This is a genomic window from Microbacterium sp. Root53 (assembly GCF_001426925.1).
Lineage (GTDB): Bacteria > Actinomycetota > Actinomycetes > Actinomycetales > Microbacteriaceae > Microbacterium.
Map to the genome: position 1 here is coordinate 51,090 of NZ_LMFR01000020.1, position 22,578 is coordinate 73,667.

Here is a 22,578-nt window from a genome sequence, read left to right on the forward strand (position 1 = left end):
ACGCTCACGATCCCACCGCCAGCTCGGGCGTGCGCATCGCGTGCGGCGCACGGGGCGTGCGCAGCCGCGGATCCACCACGAGCTCGACCGCGTCGACGACCGTTACGACGACCACGTAGAGCAGCGCCACCACCACGACCGCCCCGATCACGAGCGGCACATCGCGCGACATCGCGGCGTCGAGCAGCAGGCGACCGAGGCCGGGGCGCGCGAACAGCGCCTCGACCACGACCGCGCCGCTCAGCAGGTGGCCGAACGCCCAGCCCGACAGGGACAGGGCCGGAAGGCTCGCGTGCCGCAGCGTGTGGTGCAGCAGCACGCGCGGCTCGCTCGCCCCGCGCGACCGCGCGGTGACGGCGAACGGCGACGCGTCGGCCTCCAGCAGAGCGTCGCGGGACACCTGCGCCAGGAAGCCCGCGATCGGGATCGCGAGCGTGACGACGGGGAGGACCAGGCCGGCCGGGCCGGCGCCGGAGCTGGTGGCGGGAAGAATCTGCAGCGACGACGCGAACACCAGGATGAGCACCGCGCCGAGCCAGAACTGCGGCATCACGGTCGCGACCAGCTCGAGCCCCCGCAGCACGCCCACCGCGGCGCGACCGGCCCGGCCCCGCCATCCCGATCCGGCGCCCGCGGTCGCCGCGATCGTCGAACCGGCGACCGCGAGCGCCCACGCGAGCAGCAGCGCGAGGACCGCGAGCAGCAGCGTCCCCGGGAGCTGGGCGCCGATGAGCTCCGCGACCGGCTGGCGGCGGGCATACGAGTCGCCGAGCTGGAACGTCGCGACGCGCCACAGCTGCGCGAGGTACTGCACGACCAGGGGATGGTCGAGGCCGTACGCCGCGCGCGCCTGGGCGACCGCCTCCGGCCCGGCCTGGGAGCCGGGTCCGCCGAGGATCGCCTCGAGCGGGTCGCCGGAGGCGCGCAGCGCGAAGAACACCGCGGTCGCGACGACCCAGATCACCAGCAGCGCGGAGCCGATCCGGCCCAGCAGCCAGCGCAGCCAGGCCGGGAGCCCGCGCGCCAGTCGCGCGGGGAGGGGATCAGCCGACGAGTCGGGCATCGACGAAGGTCGGCGTCGCGACCGTGCCGAGCGTCGTCACGCCCGTCACGCCGCGCGTGAGGAAGTGGTTCTGCTGGTCGTACAGCGGCAGGATCGTGAAGCTCTCCAGGATGCGCTGCTGCGCCTGCGCGTACAGGTCGGCGCGGGCCGCCTCGTCGTGCGTCGCCGAGGCCTGGTCGAGCAGCGCGTCGAGCTCGGGGTCGCTCAGCTGGGCGTGGTTCGCGAAGTAGCCGGACGGCGCGGGCACGATGCCGTCCGAGTGGTACAGCACGCGGAGCACCTCGGGACCCACGCGCGTGTAGGGCGCGCTCACGGCCTCGTACTCGTTCGCGCCGAGCGCGCCGTACCAGGTGGACAGGTCGACGGGGGAGAGCTGCACGTCGAAGCCGACCGCGGCCGTGTTGGCCTGGATCTGCTCGAACAGCGACTGCTCGGCCGCGACGGACTGGTTGGTGCTCACGGGGAAGCGCACCGTGAGGCGCTGCCCGTCCTTCATGCGCGTGCCGTCCGCGTCGCGCTCGGTCCACCCGGCCTCGTCGAGCAGCGCGTTCGCGGCATCCGGGTCGGTGCCGAACAGCGACTCGTCCGAGACGCCCATGGGCTCGGTGCTGCCGAGCGGCGAGTACGAGCGCGTGACGGTGCCGAGGTAGAGCGACTCGATGCCCGGGTTCGGGTCGGCCGCGCGGATGAACGCCTCGCGCACGCGGGCGTCGTCGAACGGCGTCTGGCCGGCGTTGAGCTCGATGCGGTTGACCGAGCCGGGGCGCGGCGCGTCGATGTGCTCGATCTCGTCCCCCTGCTCGGCCGACACGATCGCGTCGGGCTGCGGGTTGTCGATCACGTGGACCTCGCCCGAGGCGAGCGCGGCCTGGCGCGTCGCGGCGTCCGGGATGAAGCGCCACACGATCTCGTCGAGGTAGGCGGGCCCCTCGTGCTCGCCCTGCGGGCCGGGCGAGGCGTAGTCGTCGTTGCGGACCAGGGTGATCTGCTGCTGGGGCACCCACTCCTCGACGATGAACGGGCCCGTGCCGATGGGCGCGGCGCAGTTCTCCTCCATGCCCCGCTCGATGCCGGCGGGCGACTGGATGGCGGTCCACGGCATGCTCAGCGACTCCAGCAGCGCGGAGTCGGGCTCCGAGAGGTGGAAGCGCGCGTGGGTCTCGTCGACGACCTCGACCTCGGCGACCTTAGACACCGCGAGGTAGCCGGTCGACGACGCGGTCTCGGGGTCCTGCAGGTGCTCGATGTTGACCTTGACGGCCTCCGCGTCGAACGGCGTGCCGTCGGTGAAGGTCACATCCTCGCGCAGCGTGAGGTCCCAGGTCAGCCCGTCCTCGGACACCTCCCAGTCCTCGGCGAGCCACGGCGTGATCTCCCCGTCGGCCGTGCGGCCGACGAGCGGCTCGAGGTACTGCGAGCTGATCAGAGCCTGGGGGTAGTTGCCGCCCACGTGCGGGTCCAGGCAGGTCGGCTCCGCGTCGCCGGTGGCGTACACGAGCGTGCCGCCCGTCGCCGGCTCGGCCGCCTCCTGGCCGGCAGGGGAGCAGGCGGTCGCGATCAGGGCGACGGATGCCGACAGGGCGAGCAGGGACAGGGCGCGACGGAGCATGGGGACCTTCGTGAGGGATCTGCTGTGCGGTCCGAGGATTCCGGACCGCGTCCAAGAATAGTCCCGCGGGGAGGGGCGGGCTCCGGCCCGCAGGACGGCGGTCCGGCTCACGCGCTCGCGTGCGCGGGCATGTCCTTGATGTGGTTCGTGATGCGCACGGTCGAGCAGCGCCGGCCCTCGTCGTCGGTGATCACGATCTCGTGAACCGCGACCGTCCTCCCGAGGTGCAGCGGCGTGCACACCGCGTGCACGTGGCCCGACGTCGCCGATCGGGTGTGCGTCGCGTTGACGTCGACGCCGACCGCGAGGCGGCCGGGGCCCGCGTGCAGGTTGGCCGCGACCGATCCGAGCGACTCGCCCAGCACGACGTACGCGCCGCCGTGGACGAACCCGACCGACTGCCGGTTGCCGAGCACGGGCATGCGCGCCACGGAGCGCTCGACCGTGAGCTCGAGGAACTCGATGCCCATCCGCTCGGCCAGCTCGCCGGGGCCCTGCTGAGCCACGAAGTTGCCGGCGGCGTCGGTCGTCGTCCCGGTGTCGGCGTCGGTCATGTCCGCTCCTCTCATGCCCGGCCCGTGAATGCCGGTCGGCGCTTCTGCTGGAAGGCCGCGAAGCCCTCCCGGTAGTCGTCGGTGTCGCACAGCGCAGCCTGCGCGCGGTTCTCATCCGTCATCGATCGCCAGAATCCCACGCGCTCGTCGCGCAGCGCGGCGATCAGCCGCTTGGATGCGACGAACGCCTGCGTCGGCCCGTCCGCGGCCTTCGCGGCGGCGGCGCGCGCCGCGGCCAGGACGTCGTCGTCGGGCAGCGCCTGTGAGAACAGCCCCAGCGCCACAGCCTCCGCGCCCGTCATGAGGCGACCCGTGTAGATCAGGTCGAGCGTGCGGTGCGAGCCGAGCCGCTCGAAGAACAGCGCGTGCCCGCCGGAGTCGAGCGTCGCGCCGAGGTTGACGAACGGGCTGCCGATCTTCGCCGACTCGGCGACATAGACGACGTCGCTCGCGATCAGCAGGCCCAGGCCGACGCCGAGGCACGCACCGTGCGCCACCGCGAACGTCGGGGCCGGGAACTCCGCGATGCGGCGCATCACCGGCTCCACCCGGCCCTCGAGGTAGCCGAGCACGTCGTCCTCGCGCGGATCGACGCCCGCGATGTCGCGGCCCGCGCAGAACGCCCGGCCCTCGCCGCGCAGCACGAGCGCCCGGACGCCCGCCGCCTCGGCCTCGGCGTGCGCGGCGCCGAGCGCGTCGAGGTCTTCGGGGCCCAGCGCGTTGAGCTTCGCGGGCGCGTTCAGCGTGACCTCGGCGACGCCGCCCTCGATCGTCAGGTCGATCATCCGGACTCCTCGGTTCTGCGCCCGTCAGACGTCGTAGTCGACGACGACGCGGTCGGACGTGGGGTGGGACTGACAGGTGAGCACGTAGCCGCGCTCGATCTCGTCGGGCTCGAGCGCGTAGTTCTCGCGCATCGTGACGCTGCCGTCGAGCACGCGGGCCCGGCACGTGCCGCACACGCCGCCCGCGCAGGCGAACGGGACGTCGGGCCGCACGCGCAGCGCCGCGTTGAGGATCGACTCATTGGCGCTCACGGGACTCTCGACCGAGGCCGACGTGCCGTCGAGTGTGAAGTCGATGCGGAACGTCTTCTCGCCCTCCCTCACCTGCACGGGGCGTCCGCGCTCGGGCGGCGCCTGGCCCGGCTCGCCGGTCGTGAAGAGCTCGTACCGAATGTGCTTCGGGTCGACGCCGTGCTCCTCGAGCAGGTCACGGCACAGCTGCACGAGCTCGAACGGCCCGCACAGCGCCCACTCGTCGACCGTGTGCACGGGGATGAGCACGTCCAGGATCGTCCGGAGCTTCGCCTCGTCGAGGCGACCGGAGAGCAGGGGAGCGGTGCGCTGCTCGCGCGAGAGCACGTGGTGCAGGGCCAGCCGGTCGGGGAAGCGGTCCTTCAGATCGGCGAGCTCCTCGACGAACATGACGTCGAGCGACGAGCGGTTCGTGTAGAGCAGCGTGAACCGCCCGGTCGCGCTGTCCTCGAGCACGCGGTGCGCCATCGTGATCACGGGCGTGATGCCCGATCCGGCGGCGATGCCGACGACGTGCCGGCCCTCGAGGTCCGCGAGGTTCGACGTGAAAGTGCCCTGGGGGCTCATGACGTCGAGCTCGTCGCCGGGCCGCAGCTGCTCGTTGGCCCACGGCGAGAAGACGCCGTGGTCATCGCGCTTGACCGCGACCGACACGCGCCCGGGCGCCGGCGGGCGGCAGATCGAGTACGATCGGCGCACCTCGTGCCCGTCGATGGTCGCGCGCAGCGCCAGGTACTGGCCGGGCAGGTAGCGGTACTCGCCCTCGAGCTCCGGCGGCACGGCGAACGTGACCTCGACCGCGGACTCGGTCAGCGGGCGCACGTCCTGGACGCGCAGGCGGTGGAACGTGGCGCGCTTCTTCGCGCCGATGTCGGTGGCGGGCATCAGTGCACCTTGAAGAAGTCGAACGGCTCCTGGCACTCCAGGCACTCGTACAGGGCCTTGCAGGAGGTCGAGCCGTAGCGGGAGACCTCGCGCGTGCGGAGGGAGTGGCATCGCGGGCATTTGACCGCGACCGGCACGGGCAGCGGGCCCCGGCGGACGGGCGCGCGGCCGTTGGGCGGGGCGATGCCGTAGCGCTCCAGCTTGACCCGGCCGGCCTCGCTCATCCAGTCCGTGGTCCAGGCCGGCGAGAGCGTGAACGCGACGTCCACGCGGTCGTAGCCCGCCGCCGTGAGCTGCAGGATGACGTCGTCGCGCATCTGCTCGATCGCGGGGCATCCGGAGTACGTCGGCGTGAGCACGACCTGCACCCGATGCCCGTCGGAGTGCACCGAGCGGAGCACGCCGAGGTCCTCGATCGTGAGGACCGGGACCTCGGGGTCGGCCACCTTCGCGGCGATGTCCCAGGCGGCCGCCGACGCGGGGTCGGCCGGGCGGACGCCTGTGGCGTCGGACTGCGTGACCACGGCGCTCACCACTTCGCCGTTCACCACTTCGCCCCGGGATGACGCCGCGCGAGCCACTGCATCTCGGCGAGGATGTAGCCCAGGTACGACGTGTGGGAGCCGGAGCGGCCGCGCGCCATCGCGGGCTTGGCGGCCGGACGCTCGAGCTCCGCCTCCGCGAAGACGGCGTCGATCGCGGCGTCGAAGCCGGCGCGCAGCGTCGACGGCCGCGGCACGACGTCGCCGAGGCGGTCGATCAGCTCGTCGTCCTGGAACGGCTCGTCCGCGTACGCCCAGATGTCGCCGAGCGCGCGGACGATCCGGCGCCGCGACTCCTCCGTGCCCCCAGCCAGGCGCAGCGTCCACTGCACCGCGTGGTCCCGGTGATACGCGACCTCTCGGGCCGCCTTGGCCGCGATCGCCTGCAGGCCGGGATCGGGGCTGTGCTCGAGCGCGTCGTAGAGCTCGACCTGATAGGTCGAGAACAGCAGCTGCCGCGCGATCGTGTCGGCGAAGTCGCCGTTGGGCTGCTGCACGAGCCAGCAGCAGCGGAACTCGTGCTCGTCGCGCCAGTACGCGAGGTCGTCCTCGGTGCGGCCCGACGCGGTCCCGGCGTAGCGGAGCAGGGCGCGGGCGTGCCCGAGCAGATCCAGCCCGATGTTGCCCAGCGCGAGGTCCTCCTCCAGCTCCGGCGCGCGCGAGATCCACCACCCGAGCTGCTGGGACAGGATGAGCGCGTCGTCGCCGAGCCGCAGGGCGTACTCGGCCACGTCGGGCGACGCGATCCCGCCGGCCCCGGGGAGCTCGTCGGCGAGGTCCAGGGCGTCGACCGCCACGTCGCCGTGGTGGTCGAACTCCCCGTCGTGCCCGTGGTCGACGGGCGCCTCGGCGGTCACAGGTGCTTCACCCCCTCGGCGCGCGTGTAGTACACCGCGTGCCGGTAGTTCTTGCCCGCGGGCGACTCGAAGAAGGCGCCCTTCGCGTCGGGGTCGCTGGTCGTGATGGCGGCGGCGGGGACGACCCAGATCGACACGCCCTCGCCGCGCCGGGTGTACAGGTCGCGCGCGTTGCGCAGCGCCATCTGCTCGTCGGGCGCGTGCAGCGACCCGACGTGCACGTGGCTCAGGCCGCGGTTCGCGCGGACGAAGACCTCCCAGAGGGGCCAGGTCTCGGCGGGGGAGTCACCGGGGGTGGACATCGTCGTCTCCTCGTAGCGGGGTGGCGGGGATCAGGCCGCGAAGCGGGCCTTCTCCTGCTGCTTGCGGGCGTACTCGGCCGCGGCCTCGCGGACCCACGCCCCGTTGTCGTGGGCGTCGCGGCGGTGGCGCAGGCGGTGGGTGTTCATGGGACCGCGGCCGTCGAGCACGGCGTGGAACTCGTCCCAGTCGATCGGGCCCGAGATCCAGCGGCCCGTCTCCTCGTCGAAGCGCAGGTCCTTGTCGGGGCACTCCAGGCCCAGCGCCTCGAACTGCGGCACGAGCATGCCCACGAAGCGCGAGCGCAGCTCGTCGTTCGAGAACCGCTTGATCTTCCAGGCCATGGACTGCGCCGAGTTGGGGGAGTCGTCGTCGGGCGGGCCGAACATCATGATCGAGGGCCAGTACCAGCGGTTCACGGCGTCCTGCGCCATCTGCTTCTGCTCGGGGGTGCCCTGCGACAGCTCGAGCAGGATCTCGAAGCCCTGGCGCTGATGGAACGACTCCTCCTTGCAGATGCGCACCATCGCGCGGCCGTACGGTCCGTACGACGCGCGGCACAGCGGCACCTGGTTGCAGATCGCGGCGCCGTCGACCAGCCAGCCGATCGCGCCCATGTCGGCCCACGTCGGGGTGGGGTAGTTGAAGATCGACGAGTAGCGCGCGCGGCCCTCGATCAGCTGCTGCGTCATCTCGTCGCGCGTGATGCCGAGCGTCTGGGCGGCCGAGTAGAGGTAGAGCCCGTGACCGGCCTCGTCCTGCACCTTGGCCATCAGGATGGCCTTGCGCTTCAGGCTCGGGGCGCGGGTGATCCAGTTCGCCTCGGGCTGCATGCCGATGATCTCCGAGTGCGCGTGCTGCGAGATCTGGCGGATGAGCGTGCGACGGTACGCGTCGGGCATCCAGTCCCGGGGCTCGATGCGCTGGTCCGCCTCGATCAGGGCGTCGAACTGCGCCTGCGCCTCCTGGGCGTCCAGCTCCGGTGCGGTCGTCGTCGACATCGCTGGCCTCCTCGCCGTCGTCCCGGATCGGATCCGGGAAGTTCGCTTCCAGTAATTACTTACCGAACATTCAGTGAGTATACTCGCCACAGGTCGGCCCGCAACACGGCGGGTGCGGAACGCGAAGGAGCGTGCATGACTGCCGAGCAGGTGGAGACGTTCGAGGACACGATCACGCCGGATCCGGCCTGGCGTGCGACCACGATGGCGCCGACGGACTACACGAAGCAGCACTTCGGCATCGAGATCGAGGCGCTGGAGCCCGGCCGGGCCGTGCTGTCGATGACCGTGCTCGACTGGATGGCCAACGGCTTCGGGATCACCCACGGCGGCATGGTGTTCACGCTCGCGGACACGGCCTTCGCGTACGCGTGCAACGAGGGCGAGGCGATGGTGGTGGCGCAGGCGGCCGACATCACGTTCCTGCGCGCGACGCGCGCCGGCGACCGGCTGACCGCCACGGCGGAGCGCCGCTGGGTCGGCGGCCGCAACGGCATCTACGACATCACCGTGACCGACGACTCCGGCGAGCCCGTCGCCGAGTTCCGCGGCCGCTCCCGGGCGCTCGCGCCGGGCCGCGGCGACTGACCGACCGAAGACATCCAGTGACGAAGGAGTCCGAGATGACCGACACCATCACCCCGCCCGCTCCGGTCGAGGCGGCGCCCGCGTACACCGAGCCGCCCGCCGGCCCGGCCGCGCCCGAGACGCTCGACCGCGCCGCGCTCGAGGCGCTCCAGCTCGAGCGCCTCCAGTGGACCGTGCACCATGCCTACGAGAACGTGCCGCTGTACCGCGAGAAGTTCGACGCGGCAGGCGTGCACCCCGACGACATCCGGACGCTCGCCGACGTCGAGAAGCTGCCCTTCACGACCAAAGAGGACCTGCGACGGAGCTACCCGTTCGGGATGTTCGCGGTGCCGATGACGGACGTCCGCCGCATCCACGCGTCGTCCGGCACGACCGGCCGTCCGACCGTGGTCGGCTACACCGAGGGCGACCTCGACCGATGGGCCGACCTGATCGCGCGGTCGCTGCGTGCCGCGGGCGTGCAACCGGGCTGGAAGGTGCACAACGCGTACGGCTACGGCCTGTTCACGGGCGGGCTCGGCGCGCACTGGGGCATCGAGCGCCTCGGCTGCGTGGCGATCCCCGTGTCGGGCGGGCAGACCGCGCGGCAGGTGCAGCTCATCCGGGACTTCGAGCCCGACGCCATCCTGTGCACGCCGAGCTACCTGCTCACGATCGCCGACGCGTTCGAGGAGCAGGGGCTCGATCCGCGCGAGACGTCGCTCAAGGTCGCCGTGTGCGGCGCCGAGCCGTGGACCAACGAGATGCGCCGCGAGCTCGAGCAGCGCATGGGGCTGAAGGCCGTCGACATCTACGGGCTGTCCGAGGTGATGGGTCCCGGCGTCGGCCAGGAGAGCGTCGAGACGCAGGACGGTCCGCACATCTGGGAGGACCACTTCCTGCCCGAGATCGTCGGCGACGACCTGCAGCGGGTCGCGGACGGCGAGCGCGGCGAGCTGGTGTTCACGACGCTCACGAAGCAGGCGTTCCCCGTCATCCGGTACCGCACGCGCGACCTGACGCGCCTCATGCGGGGCTCGGCATACCCGGCGATGCGGCGGATCGAGAAGATCACCGGCCGCAACGACGACATGATCATCCTCCGCGGCGTGAACCTGTTCCCGACGCAGATCGAGGAGATCGCGCTCGAGATCGAGCACCTCACGCCGCACTTCATCCTGGAGCTGACCAAGCGCGGCCGGATGGACGAGCTCACCGTCAAGATCGAGTGCACGCCGGGCATCGAGAAGGAGACGTCCGAGGCGGCCGCGAAGATCCTGCAGGCGCGGGTCAAGGAGCGCATCGGCACGACGGTCGACGTCGTGATCGTGTCGACCGGATCGCTGCCGCGGTCCGAGGGCAAGTACAAGCGCGTCTACGACCTCCGCGACCAGGCGTGAGCGGCTCCCGGGTGCCCGCGGCGATCTGCGGCAGGATGGGACGATGAGCACGACCACGGATGTCCCTCCCGCCCGCCGCGGGCGCCCGGGGTACGACCGCGACGGCATGCTTGAGGTCATCGTCGCGGCGTTCAACGACCACGGCTACGACGCCACGTCGCTCGGCATCATCGCCCAGCGCCTCGGCCTGTCGAAGTCGGCGGTGTACCACCACTTCGCCTCGAAGGAGGAGATGCTCGAGCTCGCGCTCGAGAAGGCGCTCGGCGAGCTGCAGGCCGTGTTCGAGGCGCCCGAGGCGAACGAGGGGCCGGTCGACCTGCGCATCCGGTTCGTGCTGCGCGGCGCCGTCACGGTCGCGTGCGAGCAGCTGCCCTATCTGACGCTGCTGCTGCGCCTGCGCGGCAACACCGACGTGCAGCGGCGCGCGATGGAGCGCCGGCGCGAGCTCGACCACCGGCTGCGCCGCCTGTTCGAGCTCGCCCGCGAGGAGGGCTCGCTGCGCGACGACATGGATCCGGGCGTCGCGGAGCGGCTCACGTTCGGCCTCGTGAACTCGATCGTCGAGTGGTATCGCCCCGACGGCCCCATGAACCCCGACCAGCTCGCCGACGCGGTCGTCGCGTTCGTCCGCAGCGGCCTCCGCGTCAGCGAGACCCGCGACTTCCGCTGAATATTCGGGTCACACGCTGCGGCCTGCGGACCTGTTCCGCCGTGCGAGCGAAGCGAGCGTGGAGCGCAGCGACTGCCGACCACCTCGAATCCGCGACGTCCCTCGTCGATGGAGCGCAGCGACAGCGATCGATCCCGAGTCCCGGCGCGAAGCGTCGGGCGAAGGATCGATGACGTTCACTGCACTACCCGCGAAGCGGCGAAAGAACAGGAGACTTCGACACCAGCGTCAGCACGTCGTAGGTGGCGACCGTCTCGCCGTCCTGGTTGGTGAGGACCGCGTCCCAGTGCACCTCGCCGTACTCGTCGGTCTCGCGCGGGATGATCTGCTTGGCCGTGAGCGTGACGCGGATGCGGTCGCCGGGGGAGACCGGTGTGAGGAAGCGCAGGTTCTCGAGACCGTAGTTCGCGAGCACCGGGCCCGGCTCGGGGTCGACGAACAGGCCGGCGGCGAAGGACACCAGCAGGTAGCCGTGCGCGACGCGGCCCGGGAAGAACGGATTGGCGGCGGCGGCCTCCTCGTCCATGTGGGCGTAGAACGTGTCGCCCGTGAACTCGGCGAAGTGCTCGATGTCGGCCAGGGTCACCTCGCGCTCGGCCGAGACGACCTGGTCGCCGATCCGCAGCTCCTCGAGCGACTTGCGGAACGGGTGCACCCCGTCGGCGTTGGCGCGCGCTCCGGTGTGCCACACCCCGGTCACGGCCGTGAGCATCTCGGGCGATCCCTGGATGGCTGTGCGCTGCATGTAGTGGAAGACGCTCCGGATGCCGCCCAGCTCCTCGCCGCCGCCCGCGCGGCCCGGGCCGCCGTGCACCAGCATCGGCAGCGGCGAGCCGTGGCCTGTCGACGACCGGGCGTCGTCGCGGTCGAGCAGCAGCATGCGGCCGTTCGCCGACGCCACGCGGCGCGTGAGCCCCGCCACGAAGGCCGGATCCGCCGACGCCACGCTGGTGACCAGCGAGCCGCCGCCGCGCACCACGAGATCGGCGGCCTGCTCGGGCGTCTCGTACGCGATGATCGACGACACCGGCCCGAACGCCTCGGTGTCGTGCACGCGCTCGGCGAGCGGGTCCGCGAACCGCAGCAGGATGGGGGAGAGGAAGGCGCCCTCGCCCGCCGACCCGCCGTCGGCGTCGCCCACGACGACCTCGCCCCCGCCCTCGATGAGCCTGCGCACCTGACGCAGCACCTCGTCGCGCTGCTCGACCGAGGCGAGCGCGCCCATCGTCACGCCCTCGGCGCGCGGGTCGCCCACGACGACCTTCTCGTCGATCCGGGCGCGGACCGCGTCGATCACGGCGTCCGCGGTGGCGGCCGGCACGATCGCGCGGCGGATGGCGGTGCACTTCTGGCCGGCCTTGGCCGTCATCTCCGTCACGAGCTGGCGCACGTACGCGTCGAACTCCGGCGTGCCGGGCGCGGCATCCGGGCCCAGCACCGACGCGTTGATCGAGTCGGTCTCGGCGTTGAAGATCACGCCGCCGCGCTGGACCGCATCGTGCCGGCGCAGCGAGTCGGCGGTCGACGCCGATCCCGTGAACGACACCACGTCGCCCAGGCGCGTGTGCTCGAACAGCTCGCGGACGGATCCCGACACGAGCTGCACGGATCCGGCCGGCAGCAGGCCCGACTCCACCAGGATCCGCACCAGGTGCTCGGTGACGTACGCGGTCGGGGTGGCGGGCTTGATCACGCTCGGCATGCCGGCGAGGAACGCAGGCGCGAGCTTCTCCAGCGGGCCCCAGACCGGGAAGTTGAACGCGTTGATCTGCACGGCTACGCCGGGCAGGGTCGTGCGGATGTGGCGGCCGAGGAACGACCCGTCCTTGGCGAGCACCTCGAGCGGACCGTCGAGCTGGACTGTCGCGTTGGGCAGCTCGCGGCGGCCCTTGCCCGAGTACGTGAACAGCACGCCGATGCCGCCCTCGACATCGACCCAGGAGTCCGTCTTGGTCGCGCCCGTGCGGTACGACAGGTCGTACAGCTCGTCCTTGCGCTCCTGCAGCGCGAGCGCCATCTTCTTCAGCAGCACGGCGCGCTGGTGGAACGTCAGGGCCCCGAGGCTCGCCTGACCGACGGTGCGGCCGTGCTCCAGCACGGCGCCGAGGTCCAGGCCCTCGCTCGAGACCGCCGCGACCACCTCGCCCGTCGAGGCGTCCCGCACCTCGGCGCCGGCGGCGCCCTCGGCGGGGCTCCACCAGCCGTCCTGCACGTAGCTCTGCAGCATCCGGGTCGCGGTCGTCGAAGCGCTCATCGTGTCGTCTCCTTCGCGGCGGCGTCGCCGCCCTCGGTCCAGTCGTAGAACCCTCGTCCGGCCTTGCGGCCGATCCTGCCCTCGGCGACCATGTCGCGCAGCAGCCGGGGCGGGGCGAAGCGGGGGCCGAGCTCGCGCTCGAGCTGCTCGGCGATGCCGAGCCGCACGTCGAGGCCCACGATGTCGGTCGTGCGCAGCGGCCCGGTCGGGTGGCGGTAGCCGAGCTCCATGGCGAGGTCGATGTCGGCGGGGCTCGCCACGCCCTCCTCGACCATGCGGATGGCCTCCAGCGCGATCGCGACGCCGAGGCGGCTCGACGCGAAGCCGGGGGAGTCGGTCACCGTGATGGGCGTCTTGCCGAGGGCCTCGATCCAGCTGCGCGCCGCCTCGGGGAGCTCGGGCGCGGTCTGCGCGCCGACCACGATCTCGACCAGAGACGACGCCGGCACCGGGTTGAAGAAGTGCAGGCCGATCAGGCGCTCGGGGCGCTCCAGGCCGTCGCTCAGGCGCGCGAGCGGGATTGACGACGTGTTCGAGGCGAGGACGGCGTCGGCCGCGAGCACGGCCTCGACGCGCGCAAGCGCCTCGAGCTTGAGATCGAGATCCTCCGGCACCGCCTCGATCACCAGCCCGTGGGCCGCGAAGGCGGCCGCGTCGGTCGTCACCGTGAGCCGGTCGCGCAGCTCCGCGGCGTTGCCGTCGAACCCGCGCGCGATGGAGCGGTCGATGCTCTCCTCGATCCGGGCGCGGGCGGCGTCCGCGGCGTCGAGGTCGCGCTCGACCACGGTGACGTCGGAGCCGGCGAGCAGGAAGGCGTGCGCGATCCCGCCGCCCATGCGGCCGCCGCCGAGCACGCCCACGCGGGCGGGGGTGTGAGGGGTCATCGGGCCTTCTTCCTCTCGAGGAACGCGGTCATCCGGCGCTCCTTCTCGGGGCTCTCGAACAGCACGGCCTGCTCCTCGAGGTCGATGTCGGGGTGCGCCTCGCGCGGGGCGAGCAGCGCGCGCTTGGTGGCCTGCGTCGCGGCGGGGTCGAGCGCGGCGATCCGCCGGGCGATGCCCTCCGCCTCGGCCATCGCCTCGGTCGGCTCCGCCACGCGCGTCACCAGTCCCGCCGCGAGCGCCTCGTCGGCGTCGAGCACGCGTCCCGTGAGCAGGATCTCGGCGGCGAGCGGCTCGCCGACGATCTCCCGCAGGCGCCAGGTCGCGCCGGCCGCCGCGATGATGCCGAGTCCGGTCTCGGGGTTGCCGATCTTGAGCGAGGGCGTTCCGATCCGGATGTCCGCGGCGTACGCGAGCTCGGCTCCGCCGCCGAGCGCATAGCCGTCGATCACCGCGATCACGGGCATGGGCAGCCGCCGGATGCGCTCGAAGCATCGCGTGTTGATGCCGGCGCGGGCGTCGGCGGCGCGGCGCCCGCGCAGCTGCGCGATGTCGGCGCCGGCCGCGAACGTCCCGCCCGCTCCCGTGAGGATGAGCGTGCGCGGCTCGTCCTCCAGCGCCTCGCACAGCGCGTGCAGCGCGTCGACGAGGTCCTGGTCGATCGCGTTGCGCTTCTCGGGACGGTCGAGCGTCGCGGTCACGTGCGTGTCGTGCCGCTGGATGCGCAGGGTCTCGCTCACCCCGTGACCTCCTCGTCGCGCGGGCCGCCGCGTCGTCGCGGAGGCGAATTCCTGACCGAACGGTCGGTGATGAAGTCAGGATAGGCGGCAAGGGGCGCGCGCCGCAAACGGCGCGCCCGTCATCCCGCTGAGCCCGGCCCTACGCTGGAAGCCATGAGCACCTCGCGCGCCGGCCGCCCCAAGGCGTCCTCGCGCGAGACGCTCGCCGAGGCCGCGAGCGAGCTGTTCCTCGAGAAGGGCTACGACGCCACGTCGATCGCCGACATCGCCGCGCGTGCGGGCGTGAGCCGGTCGAGCTTCTTCAACTACGTCGATTCCAAGGGCGCGCTGCTGTGGGGCGGGCTGGACGAGCGGCTCGACGCGCTCGAATCCGATCTCGACGAGCACGGGGTGCGCGACGCGGTGCGCCGGGTGGCCGTGGGTCTCGCGCCCGACGCGCTGGCGCTCGCGTTCGCGAACGCCGAGGCGATGGGGCTCGTCGCCGAGCTGGAGCGCGAGGCCGCGCTGCGGCGCGCCCGCATCGGCCGGGCCGTGTCCCGCGCGCTGCGGCGCCGGGGGCTCGATCCGCTCGCGGCCGACGTCGCGGGCGCCGCGTACGGCGGCGCCGTGCTCGCGGCCGTGGAGCGCTGGGCCCTCGCGGGCCCGGGGCGCAGCGATCTCGAGGCCACGCTCGACGCCGCCCTCGCGGCGATCGCGAGCATCCCGGTCGACTGAGCGCGGCCCCTCGTGAGAGGGATCAGACCGCCTGCAGGAAGCCGCCGTCGACGTCCGCGGCGATGTGCGCCAGGTGCGGCGGGATCTCGCGGCCCTTCGACAGCATCGACTGCGCCCACAGGCGCCCGGCGCGGTACGACGAGCGCACGAGCGGGCCGGCGAGCACGCCGAGGAACCCGATGCACTCGGCCTCGGCCTTGAACTCGATGAACTCCTGCGGCTTGACGTAGCGCGCGACCGGCAGGTGGCGGGGCGTCGGACGCAGGTACTGCGTGATCGTGATGATGTCGCACCCTGCGTCGTGCAGATCCTGCAGCGCCTCGATGACCTCCTCCGGCTCCTCGCCCATGCCGAGGATGAGGTTCGACTTCGTGATGAGCCCGGCGCGGTGCGCCTGCGTGATCACGTCGAGCGAGCGCTCGTAGCGGAAGGCGGGGCGGATGCGCTTGAAGATCCGCGGCACGGTCTCGACGTTGTGCGCGAACACCTCGGGACGCGCCTCGAAGATCTGGCCCAGGAACGCCGGGTCGGCGTTGTGCTCGTTCGCCAGCAGCTCGACACCCGTGTTCGGGTTCAGCTCGTGGATCTTCCGCACGGTCTCGGCGTTCAGCCAGGCGCCCGTGTCGGGCAGGTCGTCGCGCGCGACGCTCGTGACGGTCGCGTAGCGCAGGCCCATGCGCTGCACGCTCTCGGCCACGCGACGCGGCTCGTCCGTGTCGTAGTCCGCGGGCTTGCCCGTGTCGATCTGGCAGAAGTCGCATCGGCGCGTGCACTGCGAACCGCCGATGAGGAAGGTCGCCTCCTTGTCCTCCCAGCACTCGTAGATGTTGGGGCAGCCGGCCTCCTGGCAGACCGTGTGCAGGTCCTCGCCCTTCACGAGCGACTTCAGCGCCGTGTACTCCGGGCCCATCTTGGCCTTGGTCTTGATCCACTCGGGCTTGCGCTCGATCGGGGTCTGCGCGTTGCGCACCTCGAGGCGCAGCAGCTTGCGGCCCTCGGGCACGGCGGCGCTCACGCGGCGACCTCCGCCCCGGTCGCGGCCGCGGCGCGGGCGAACTCCGCCACGAAGGCGGCCGACACGACGTCGACGACGTCGCGCGGCGCGATCCTCTCGCCGCGCACCTCGCTCACCGACGTGACGCCGGCGTCCGCGATGCCGCACGGCACGATGCCGTCGAACCCGTCGAATGCGTTGTCGCAGTTGAGCGCGAAGCCGTGCATCGTGACGCCGGCCTGCACGCGCACGCCGATGGCTGCGATCTTGGCGGGGGAGCCGATCACCGGCTGCACCCACACGCCGCTGCGCCCGTCGACCTGCATGCCCTTCACTCCGAGCTCGGAGAGCGCCGCGATCAGCGCGCGCTCGAGTCGGCGGACGTGGCCGACGGTGTCCTTCGAGTCGCGCAGCCTCACGATCGGATAGCCGACCAGCTGACCCGGGCCGTGCCACGTGATGCGCCCGCCGCGGTCCACCTTCACGACCGGGGTGCCGTCCTTCGGCATGTCCTCCGGCTGCGTGCGCACGCCCGCCGTGTACACGGCCTCGTGCTCGAGCAGCAGCAGCGTGTCGGGCCGCGCGCCCGAGAGCACGTCGGCGTGGACGCTGCGCTGCAGGTCCCAGCCCTCCAGATAGGGCACGTAGGCCGGTGCGAGGCCGACCTGGACGACGTCGAGCATCGGAAGTCCTCCCTGAGGCTCGTGGCCTCGGATAGTTGGATCGCGTCCAACAATACCCCCGGGGGTCCGAGGCGGCGTCGAGGGCGGGCGGGGTCCGCGCCGGTAGAATCTTCAGCATCATGGCTACCTTCGGCACGCTCTCCGACCGGCTCACAGAGACCTTCCGCAACCTCCGCACGAAGGGCAAGCTCTCGCCGGCCGACGTCGACGGCACCGTCCGCGAGATCCGGCGCGCGCTGCTCGACGCGGACGTCGCGCTCACGGTCGTCAAGGACTTCACCGCCAAGGTGCGCGAGCGCGCGCTGGGCGACGAGGTCAACAAGGCCCTCAACCCGGCCCAGCAGGTCGTGCAGATCGTCAACGAGGAGCTGGTCGGCATCCTGGGCGGGCAGCAGCGCCGCCTCCAGTTCGCCAAGACCCCGCCGACCGTCATCATGCTCGCCGGTCTGCAGGGTTCCGGTAAGACGACGTTCGCCGGCAAGCTCGCGCGCATGCTCGAGAAGGACGGGCACACCCCGCTCCTGGTCGCCGCGGACCTGCAGCGCCCCAACGCCGTGAACCAGCTGCAGGTGGTCGCGGAGCGCGCCGGTGCCGCGATCTACGCCCCCGAGCCGGGCAACGGCGTCGGCGACCCCGTGCGGGTCGCGCGCGACGGCGTCGAGTACGCCAAGCAGAAGCTGCACGACGTCGTCATCATCGACACCGCCGGCCGCCTCGGCGTCGACGCCGAGCTCATGAAGCAGGCCGCCGACATCCGCCGGGTGACGAACCCCGACGAGGTGCTGTTCGTCATCGACGCGATGATCGGTCAGGACGCCGTGAACACGGCCAAGGCCTTCCAGGAGGGCGTCGACTTCACGGGCGTCGTGCTGTCGAAGCTCGACGGCGACGCGCGCGGCGGCGCCGCGCTGTCGGTCGCATCGGTCACGGGCCGCCCGATCATCTTCGCCTCCACGGGCGAGGGACTCGAGGACGTCGAGCCGTTCCACCCGGACCGCATGGCGAGCCGCATCCTCGACCTGGGCGACATCCTGACCCTGATCGAGCAGGCGCAGCAGGCCTTCGACGAGGAGCAGGCGGCGAAGGTCGCCGAGAAGTTCGCGAAGGACCAGTTCACGCTGGACGACTTCCTCGAGCAGATGCAGCAGCTGAAGAAGATGGGCTCGATGAAGAAGATGCTCGGCATGCTGCCGGGCATGGGCCAGATGAAGCAGCAGCTCGACGACTTCGACGAGCGCGAGATCGACCGCACCGAGGCGATCATCCGCTCGATGACGCCGGCGGAGCGCCAGAACACCAAGATCCTCAACGGCTCGCGCCGCGCCCGCATCGCGCGCGGATCGGGCATGACCGTGACGGATGTCAACCAGCTCGTCAACCGCTTCGAGCAGGCGTCCAAGATGATGAAGACCGTCGCGCGCGGCGGCATGCCGAACATCCCCGGCATGGGCCCCGTGCCCGGCATGGGCCGCCCCGGCGGCTCGTCGAAGCGCGGCAAGCAGGCCAAGAAGGGCGGCTCGCGCTCGGGCAACCCGGCCAAGCGCGCGGCCGAGAACGCCGGCCTCGCGGCGCAGCAGCCCACCGGCTCGGGCTTCGGCCTGGGCGGCGCCCCCAAGCCGAGCGAGGCGGATCTCGCGGAGATCCAGAAGCTCTTCGGAAGGAACTGACACGCCGAACGGCCCCGGGGACGGATCCCCGGGGCCGTTCGTCCCCCTCCCCGCGGGTCAGCGCACGTCGTCGTCGACCCAGTCCATGGCCTTCGTGACGGCCTTGCGCCACAGGCGCAGCTGGCGGTCGCGCTCGGCGGCCTCCATCGACGGCTCCCAGCGCTTGTCCTCCTGCCAGTTGGCGCGGAGGTCGTCGAGGCCCGCCCAGAAGCCGACCGCGAGCCCGGCGGCGTAGGCCGCGCCGAGCGCCGTCGTCTCGGCCACCACGGGGCGCACCACCGGCACGCCCAGCACGTCGGCCTGGAACTGCATCAGCGCGTCGTTGGCGACCATGCCGCCGTCGACCTTGAGCTCGGTCAGGTCGACGCCCGCGTCGGCGTTGACCGCGTCGAGCACGTCGCGCGTCTGGTACGCGACGGCCTCGAGCGCCGCCCGGGCGATGTGGCCCTTGTTCGCGTAGCGGGTGAGGCCCACGATCGCGCCGCGCGCCTCCGGGCGCCAGTACGGGGCGAACAGGCCCGAGAACGCCGGGACGATGTACACGCCGCCGTTGTCCTCGACCGACTTGGCGAGCTCCTCGACCTCCGGGGCCGATCCGATCAGCCCGAGCTGGTCGCGCAGCCACTGGATCAGCGATCCGGTGACGGCGATCGACCCCTCCAGCGCGTAGTGCGTCGGCTGGTCGCCGAGCTTGTAGCCGACGGTCGTCAGCAGCCCGTTCTTCGAGTGGACGATCTCCTCGCCCGTGTTGAAGATCAGGAAGCAGCCCGTGCCGTAGGTGTTCTTGCTCTCGCCGGTGTCGAACGCCGCCTGGCCGAAGGTCGCGGCCTGCTGGTCGCCCAGGATGCCCGCGATGGGCGTCTCGCGCAGCAGCGACGAGCTCTCGGCCGTGCCGTACACCTCGGACGAGGAGCGGATCTCGGGCATCATCGAGCGCGGCACGCCGAACACCTCGAGGATGTCGTCGCGCCACTCGAGCGTCTCGAGGTCCATGAACAGCGTGCGCGACGCGTTCGTGACGTCCGTGGCGTGCACGCCGCCGTCGACGCCGCCCGTGAGGTTCCACAGCACCCAGCAGTCGGTCGTGCCGAACATCAGCTGGCCGGCCTCGGCCTTCTCGCGCGCACCCTCGACGTTCTCGAGGATCCACGCGATCTTGGTGCCGGAGAAGTACGTCGCGAGCGGCAGGCCCACGATGTCCTTGAAGCGGTCGCCTCCGCCGTCCGCCGCGAGGCGGTCGACGATGCCCTGCGTGCGCGTGTCCTGCCAGACGATCGCGTTGTACACCGGCTTGCCGGTGGTGCGGTCCCACACCACCGCGGTCTCGCGCTGGTTGGTGATGCCGACCGCGGCGATGTCGTGGCGGGTCAGATCGGCCTTCGCGAGCGCGACGCCGATCACCTCCTGCACGTTGCGCCAGATCTCCAGCGGGTCGTGCTCGACCCAGCCGGGCTGGGGCAGGATCTGCTCGTGCTCCTTCTGCCCGACCGAGACGATCGAGCCCTTCTTGTCGAAGACGATGGCGCGACTCGACGTCGTGCCCTGGTCGATCGCGATGATGTAGTCAGCCATGGGATTCTCCTTCGAATGGGCGGCGTTCAGCCGAGGCTGAGCAGGGGGCGGGCGAGCGCGGCGAGCGCGCCGCCGATGAGCGGGCCGACGACCGGCACCCACGAGTAGCCCCAGTCGCTGGAGCCCTTGCCCTTGATGGGCAGGAGGGCGTGGGCGATGCGCGGGCCGAGGTCGCGGGCCGGGTTGATCGCGTAGCCGGTCGGGCCGCCGAGCGACGCGCCGATGCCCACCACGAGCAGGGCGACGGGCAGGGCGGTCAGCGGACCGAGGCCGCCGGGGGTCCCGACCTCGACGTCGCCCCACTGGGCGAACGCGAAGATCACGAACACGAGCACGAACGTGCCGATGATCTCGGTGATCAGGTTGTGGCCGTACGAGCGGATGGCGGGGCCGGTGGAGAAGACGCCGAGCTTGGCGTCCGGGTCGGCCTCCTCGTCGAAGTGCTGCCGGTAGGCGGCCCACGCGAGGACCGCGCCCAGGAACGCGCCGACGAGCTCGCCGGCGGTGGCGATCAGGAACATCGGGAAGGTGATGTTCCCCGCGATCAGCAGGCCGATGCCGACGGCGGGGTTGAGGATCGAGCCGGAGTACACCGAGACGAGGACGCCCGCGAACACCGCGAGACCCCAGCCCCAGTTGATCATCAGGAAGCCGCCGCCGAAGCCCTTCGCCTTCACGAGGATCGCGTTGGCCACGACGCCCGCGCCGAGGAGGATCAGCATGCCTGTGCCGATCACCTCTGACAGGAAGTACAGCCCGAGATTCACTTCATCCATGTCTTCTTCGACCTTTCGGATTCATCACGCGGCTCCTCTGCCGCGTGAAGGGGGACACCCGGGGATCCGCCCCGGTGCGGGGTTCAGGGCAGCGTCACCCCGTGGCGCGTCGTGAGCAGCTGCCGGGTCTGGTGCACCTCGTCGTCGCGACGCGCGTCGCTCCAGCCGAGCAGGGGGGCGAGCGCCTCCGCGACCTCCTCGAGCACGGCCGCGTCCGCGTCGCCCGTGAAGGCGAGCGACGTGCGGCGCAGCACCACGTCGGCGAGGTGGACGACGTGCTCGCGCGCGACCATCCAGTCGAGCTCACCCGTCGAGAGGCGGCCGCCGGCGAGGAGGCGGTCGTCCTGCTCCTGGATGTGCGCCCAGACGGCCGCCGCGCGGGTGCCGTACCGCTCGAACAGGGTCGCGGCGCGGTCGCCCGCGCCGTCCAGGTGCAGGCGGAACCACGCCTCGCGGTCCGAAGTGGTGCGCGGGAAGTCGCGCCCGCCGCCGATCGTGCGCCCGGCGGTGCTGACGCGGCGTTCGCGGCCGAGCAGCTCGAGGACCTTGCCGGACAGCGCCTCGCCGAGCGCGCGGAAGGTCGTCCACTTGCCGCCGACCAGGCTCACGAGCGGGGCCCGCCCGGAGGAGCGCTCCACCTCGATCCGGTAGTCGCGCGACACGAATCCGGGCGCGGTGTCCTCGTGGCGCGGCAGCGGGCGGATGCCCGAGAAGCGGTACACGATCTGGCCGCGGTCGACCGCGATCGACGGGAAGACGTGATGGATGAGGTCGAAGAAGTAGTCGACCTCGGCCTCCGTGCACACCGCGGGCTCGCGCGGGTCGGCGTCGATGTCGGTGGTGCCGACGAGCACGCGGCCCTTGAGGGGGTAGATCAGCACGATGCGGCCGTCGGAGTGCTCGAAGAAGATCTCGCGGCCGCCGGTCGCCTTCAGCAGCTCGGGGTGGTCGAGCACGATGTGCGATCCCTTGGTGCCGCCCATGAACGCCGTGCTCGTGCCGAGCGCCTCGTTCGTGAGGTCGGTCCACGGGCCGGAGGCGTTCACGACGACGTCGGCCGCGACCGGGAACTCGGCGCCGGTCTCGCGATCACGCAGCAGCACGCCGCGCTCGTCGCGGCCGATCGCCTCGACGTAGTTCAGGGCGCGTGCGCCGCCGGTCGCGGTCGCGGGGTGGGCCTCGAGGCCGTCGATCAGGACGTCGAGCGCGAGTCGCTCGGGGTCGTGCATCGACGCGTCGAAGTAGGTGGCCGTGTACTTGATCTTCGGATCCAGCATGGGCAGCTCCTCGAGCGAGCGGCGCCGGCCGTGGAACCGGTGGCGCGGCACCGTGCCGCCCGCGCGGGAGAACGTGTCGTAGATCGTCAGGCCGACCTTGATCAGGAACGCGCCGCGCTCGGTCGGCTTGCCCTGCCGGTGGGTCAGGAAGCGCAGGGGAGCGGAGAGGACGCCCTTGAACGTCGAGTAGATCGGGATCGTCGTCTGCAGCGGCTTGACGTAGTGGGGCGCGATCTTCAGCAGGCCGTTGCGCTCCTGCACCGACTCCTTGACGAGGCGGAACTCGCCGTTCTCCAGGTAGCGGATGCCGCCGTGGATCATGTGGCTCGACGCGGCCGAGGCGCCCGACGCGAAGTCCCCGCGCTCGACGAGGAGGACGTCGACTCCCTGCAGGGCGAGGTCGCGGAACGTCGAGATGCCGTTGATGCCGCCGCCGATGATGAGGACCGTGGCCCGCCCCGTCTCTCGCACGGCGGCGACCTCGGGGCGCTCCTGCGTACCGGGCTGGTTCATCGTCGACCTCGTTCCTCTC

22 protein-coding genes are annotated in these 22,578 nt (G+C 71.8%); 5 read left to right on the forward strand and 17 right to left on the reverse strand.

Features of this window, described 5'->3' with window-relative positions; translation table 11 throughout:
• Positions 1-4: 4 nt before the first annotated feature.
• The 9 genes from ASD19_RS08245 to paaA all read right to left on the reverse strand — a co-directional run bounded on the left by ASD19_RS08245 (position 5) and on the right by paaA (position 7,848).
• Positions 5-1,063 (reverse strand): ABC transporter permease, encoded by a 1,059-nt coding sequence (locus tag ASD19_RS08245; RefSeq protein WP_082543095.1) that lies wholly within the window; start codon positions 1,061-1,063, stop codon positions 5-7.
• Positions 1,044-2,672: an ABC transporter substrate-binding protein gene (locus tag ASD19_RS08250; RefSeq protein WP_055991052.1), complete on the reverse strand. Its 1,629-nt coding sequence runs from the start codon at positions 2,670-2,672 to the stop codon at positions 1,044-1,046. The genes ASD19_RS08245 and ASD19_RS08250 overlap by 20 nt, the downstream gene beginning before the upstream one ends.
• A 107-nt stretch (positions 2,673-2,779) precedes the next feature.
• Entirely contained in the window at positions 2,780-3,226 is a 447-nt protein-coding gene (locus tag ASD19_RS08255) for a PaaI family thioesterase (RefSeq protein ID WP_055991055.1), read from the reverse strand.
• 11 nt (positions 3,227-3,237) lie between these two features.
• Positions 3,238-4,011: an enoyl-CoA hydratase/isomerase family protein gene (locus tag ASD19_RS08260; RefSeq protein WP_055991058.1), complete on the reverse strand. Its 774-nt coding sequence runs from the start codon at positions 4,009-4,011 to the stop codon at positions 3,238-3,240.
• Between the two features lie 24 nt (positions 4,012-4,035).
• On the reverse strand, positions 4,036-5,148 hold the full coding sequence (paaE, locus tag ASD19_RS08265; RefSeq protein ID WP_055991061.1) for a 1,2-phenylacetyl-CoA epoxidase subunit PaaE: 1,113 nt from the start codon (positions 5,146-5,148) through the stop codon (positions 4,036-4,038).
• Positions 5,148-5,672 carry a 1,2-phenylacetyl-CoA epoxidase subunit PaaD gene (gene paaD, locus ASD19_RS08270; RefSeq protein WP_055991455.1) on the reverse strand — a complete coding sequence of 175 codons (525 nt, stop codon included), beginning with the start codon at positions 5,670-5,672 and terminating at the stop codon, positions 5,148-5,150. Before paaD ends, paaE begins: the two co-directional genes overlap by 1 nt.
• A gap of 20 nt (positions 5,673-5,692) precedes the next feature.
• The gene (gene paaC / locus ASD19_RS08275; RefSeq protein WP_082543096.1) at positions 5,693-6,547 is read right to left on the reverse strand and encodes a 1,2-phenylacetyl-CoA epoxidase subunit PaaC; all 855 of its coding nucleotides are present in this window, start codon (positions 6,545-6,547) and stop codon (positions 5,693-5,695) included.
• Positions 6,544-6,849, reverse strand: coding sequence for a 1,2-phenylacetyl-CoA epoxidase subunit PaaB (gene paaB, locus ASD19_RS08280; RefSeq protein ID WP_055991064.1), 306 nt, complete (start codon positions 6,847-6,849; stop codon positions 6,544-6,546). Before paaB ends, paaC begins: the two co-directional genes overlap by 4 nt.
• 30 nt (positions 6,850-6,879) lie before the next feature.
• Positions 6,880-7,848: a 1,2-phenylacetyl-CoA epoxidase subunit PaaA gene (gene paaA, locus ASD19_RS08285; RefSeq protein ID WP_055991067.1), complete on the reverse strand. Its 969-nt coding sequence runs from the start codon at positions 7,846-7,848 to the stop codon at positions 6,880-6,882.
• A 135-nt stretch (positions 7,849-7,983) separates the two neighbouring features.
• Between paaA and paaI the strand changes: the two genes are divergently transcribed.
• The 3 genes from paaI to ASD19_RS08300 are packed head-to-tail and all read left to right on the forward strand — an operon-like array spanning position 7,984 to position 10,488.
• Complete coding sequence (paaI, locus tag ASD19_RS08290) at positions 7,984-8,436, forward strand: hydroxyphenylacetyl-CoA thioesterase PaaI (RefSeq protein WP_134745198.1); 453 nt, start codon at positions 7,984-7,986, stop codon at positions 8,434-8,436.
• A 35-nt stretch (positions 8,437-8,471) separates the two neighbouring features.
• Positions 8,472-9,818: a phenylacetate--CoA ligase PaaK gene (paaK, locus tag ASD19_RS08295; protein WP_055991070.1), complete on the forward strand. Its 1,347-nt coding sequence runs from the start codon at positions 8,472-8,474 to the stop codon at positions 9,816-9,818.
• Between the two features lie 43 nt (positions 9,819-9,861).
• On the forward strand, positions 9,862-10,488 hold the full coding sequence (locus ASD19_RS08300; RefSeq protein WP_055991073.1) for a TetR/AcrR family transcriptional regulator: 627 nt from the start codon (positions 9,862-9,864) through the stop codon (positions 10,486-10,488).
• 184 nt (positions 10,489-10,672) lie between these two features.
• Here the strand turns inward: ASD19_RS08300 and paaZ are convergent, their stop codons facing one another.
• The 3 genes from paaZ to ASD19_RS08315 are packed head-to-tail and all read right to left on the reverse strand — an operon-like array spanning position 10,673 to position 14,363.
• Positions 10,673-12,742, reverse strand: coding sequence for a phenylacetic acid degradation bifunctional protein PaaZ (gene paaZ, locus ASD19_RS08305; RefSeq protein ID WP_200941091.1), 2,070 nt, complete (start codon positions 12,740-12,742; stop codon positions 10,673-10,675).
• Positions 12,739-13,626, reverse strand: a complete 888-nt coding sequence (locus ASD19_RS08310; RefSeq protein ID WP_055991078.1) for a 3-hydroxyacyl-CoA dehydrogenase family protein — start codon at positions 13,624-13,626, stop codon at positions 12,739-12,741. Before ASD19_RS08310 ends, paaZ begins: the two co-directional genes overlap by 4 nt.
• Entirely contained in the window at positions 13,623-14,363 is a 741-nt protein-coding gene (locus ASD19_RS08315) for an enoyl-CoA hydratase/isomerase family protein (RefSeq protein ID WP_055991081.1), read from the reverse strand. The genes ASD19_RS08310 and ASD19_RS08315 overlap by 4 nt, the downstream gene beginning before the upstream one ends.
• Positions 14,364-14,516: 153 nt before the next feature.
• Here ASD19_RS08315 and ASD19_RS08320 point away from each other — a divergent pair, with 153 nt between their 5' ends.
• Positions 14,517-15,077 (forward strand): TetR/AcrR family transcriptional regulator, encoded by a 561-nt coding sequence (locus ASD19_RS08320; protein ID WP_055991083.1) that lies wholly within the window; start codon positions 14,517-14,519, stop codon positions 15,075-15,077.
• A 22-nt stretch (positions 15,078-15,099) separates the two neighbouring features.
• Here ASD19_RS08320 and lipA read toward each other — a convergent pair whose 3' ends face one another.
• Both lipA and lipB read right to left on the reverse strand, forming a co-directional pair.
• Positions 15,100-16,092 carry a lipoyl synthase gene (gene lipA / locus ASD19_RS08325; protein ID WP_082543097.1) on the reverse strand — a complete coding sequence of 331 codons (993 nt, stop codon included), beginning with the start codon at positions 16,090-16,092 and terminating at the stop codon, positions 15,100-15,102.
• Positions 16,089-16,754 carry a lipoyl(octanoyl) transferase LipB gene (gene lipB, locus ASD19_RS08330; protein ID WP_055991087.1) on the reverse strand — a complete coding sequence of 222 codons (666 nt, stop codon included), beginning with the start codon at positions 16,752-16,754 and terminating at the stop codon, positions 16,089-16,091. Before lipB ends, lipA begins: the two co-directional genes overlap by 4 nt.
• Before the next feature lie 119 nt (positions 16,755-16,873).
• On the opposite strand from lipB, the gene ffh reads away from it, so the two are divergent.
• A complete protein-coding gene (ffh, locus tag ASD19_RS08335; protein ID WP_055991090.1) occupies positions 16,874-18,421 on the forward strand; it encodes a signal recognition particle protein in 1,548 nt (515 codons plus the stop codon).
• A gap of 57 nt (positions 18,422-18,478) precedes the next feature.
• Here the strand turns inward: ffh and glpK are convergent, their stop codons facing one another.
• From glpK to ASD19_RS08350, 3 genes are all read right to left on the reverse strand, one after another.
• Positions 18,479-19,993 carry a glycerol kinase GlpK gene (gene glpK, locus ASD19_RS08340; protein WP_055991093.1) on the reverse strand — a complete coding sequence of 505 codons (1,515 nt, stop codon included), beginning with the start codon at positions 19,991-19,993 and terminating at the stop codon, positions 18,479-18,481.
• A gap of 26 nt (positions 19,994-20,019) precedes the next feature.
• On the reverse strand, positions 20,020-20,769 hold the full coding sequence (locus ASD19_RS08345; protein ID WP_055991097.1) for an MIP/aquaporin family protein: 750 nt from the start codon (positions 20,767-20,769) through the stop codon (positions 20,020-20,022).
• 83 nt (positions 20,770-20,852) lie between these two features.
• A complete protein-coding gene (locus ASD19_RS08350; protein WP_055991100.1) occupies positions 20,853-22,559 on the reverse strand; it encodes a glycerol-3-phosphate dehydrogenase/oxidase in 1,707 nt (568 codons plus the stop codon).
• Positions 22,560-22,578: the final 19 nt, after the last annotated feature.

Excerpts from the sequence above, each read along its gene's own strand:
- ASD19_RS08245 (WP_082543095.1), bottom strand. The coding sequence starts at position 1,063 with ATGCCCGACTCGTCGGCTGATCCCCTCCCCGCGCGACTGGCGCGCGGG.
- ASD19_RS08250 (WP_055991052.1), bottom strand. The coding sequence starts at position 2,672 with ATGCTCCGTCGCGCCCTGTCCCTGCTCGCCCTGTCGGCATCCGTCGCC.
- ASD19_RS08255 (WP_055991055.1), bottom strand. The coding sequence starts at position 3,226 with ATGACCGACGCCGACACCGGGACGACGACCGACGCCGCCGGCAACTTC.
- ASD19_RS08260 (WP_055991058.1), bottom strand. The coding sequence starts at position 4,011 with ATGATCGACCTGACGATCGAGGGCGGCGTCGCCGAGGTCACGCTGAAC.
- paaE (WP_055991061.1), bottom strand. The coding sequence starts at position 5,148 with ATGCCCGCCACCGACATCGGCGCGAAGAAGCGCGCCACGTTCCACCGC.
- paaB (WP_055991064.1), bottom strand. The coding sequence starts at position 6,849 with ATGTCCACCCCCGGTGACTCCCCCGCCGAGACCTGGCCCCTCTGGGAG.
- paaA (WP_055991067.1), bottom strand. The coding sequence starts at position 7,848 with ATGTCGACGACGACCGCACCGGAGCTGGACGCCCAGGAGGCGCAGGCG.
- paaI (WP_134745198.1), top strand. The coding sequence starts at position 7,984 with ATGACTGCCGAGCAGGTGGAGACGTTCGAGGACACGATCACGCCGGAT.
- paaK (WP_055991070.1), top strand. The coding sequence starts at position 8,472 with ATGACCGACACCATCACCCCGCCCGCTCCGGTCGAGGCGGCGCCCGCG.
- ASD19_RS08300 (WP_055991073.1), top strand. The coding sequence starts at position 9,862 with ATGAGCACGACCACGGATGTCCCTCCCGCCCGCCGCGGGCGCCCGGGG.
- paaZ (WP_200941091.1), bottom strand. The coding sequence starts at position 12,742 with ATGAGCGCTTCGACGACCGCGACCCGGATGCTGCAGAGCTACGTGCAG.
- ASD19_RS08310 (WP_055991078.1), bottom strand. The coding sequence starts at position 13,626 with ATGACCCCTCACACCCCCGCCCGCGTGGGCGTGCTCGGCGGCGGCCGC.
- ASD19_RS08320 (WP_055991083.1), top strand. The coding sequence starts at position 14,517 with ATGAGCACCTCGCGCGCCGGCCGCCCCAAGGCGTCCTCGCGCGAGACG.
- lipB (WP_055991087.1), bottom strand. The coding sequence starts at position 16,754 with ATGCTCGACGTCGTCCAGGTCGGCCTCGCACCGGCCTACGTGCCCTAT.
- ffh (WP_055991090.1), top strand. The coding sequence starts at position 16,874 with ATGGCTACCTTCGGCACGCTCTCCGACCGGCTCACAGAGACCTTCCGC.
- glpK (WP_055991093.1), bottom strand. The coding sequence starts at position 19,993 with ATGGCTGACTACATCATCGCGATCGACCAGGGCACGACGTCGAGTCGC.
- ASD19_RS08345 (WP_055991097.1), bottom strand. The coding sequence starts at position 20,769 with ATGGATGAAGTGAATCTCGGGCTGTACTTCCTGTCAGAGGTGATCGGC.
- ASD19_RS08350 (WP_055991100.1), bottom strand. The coding sequence starts at position 22,559 with ATGAACCAGCCCGGTACGCAGGAGCGCCCCGAGGTCGCCGCCGTGCGA.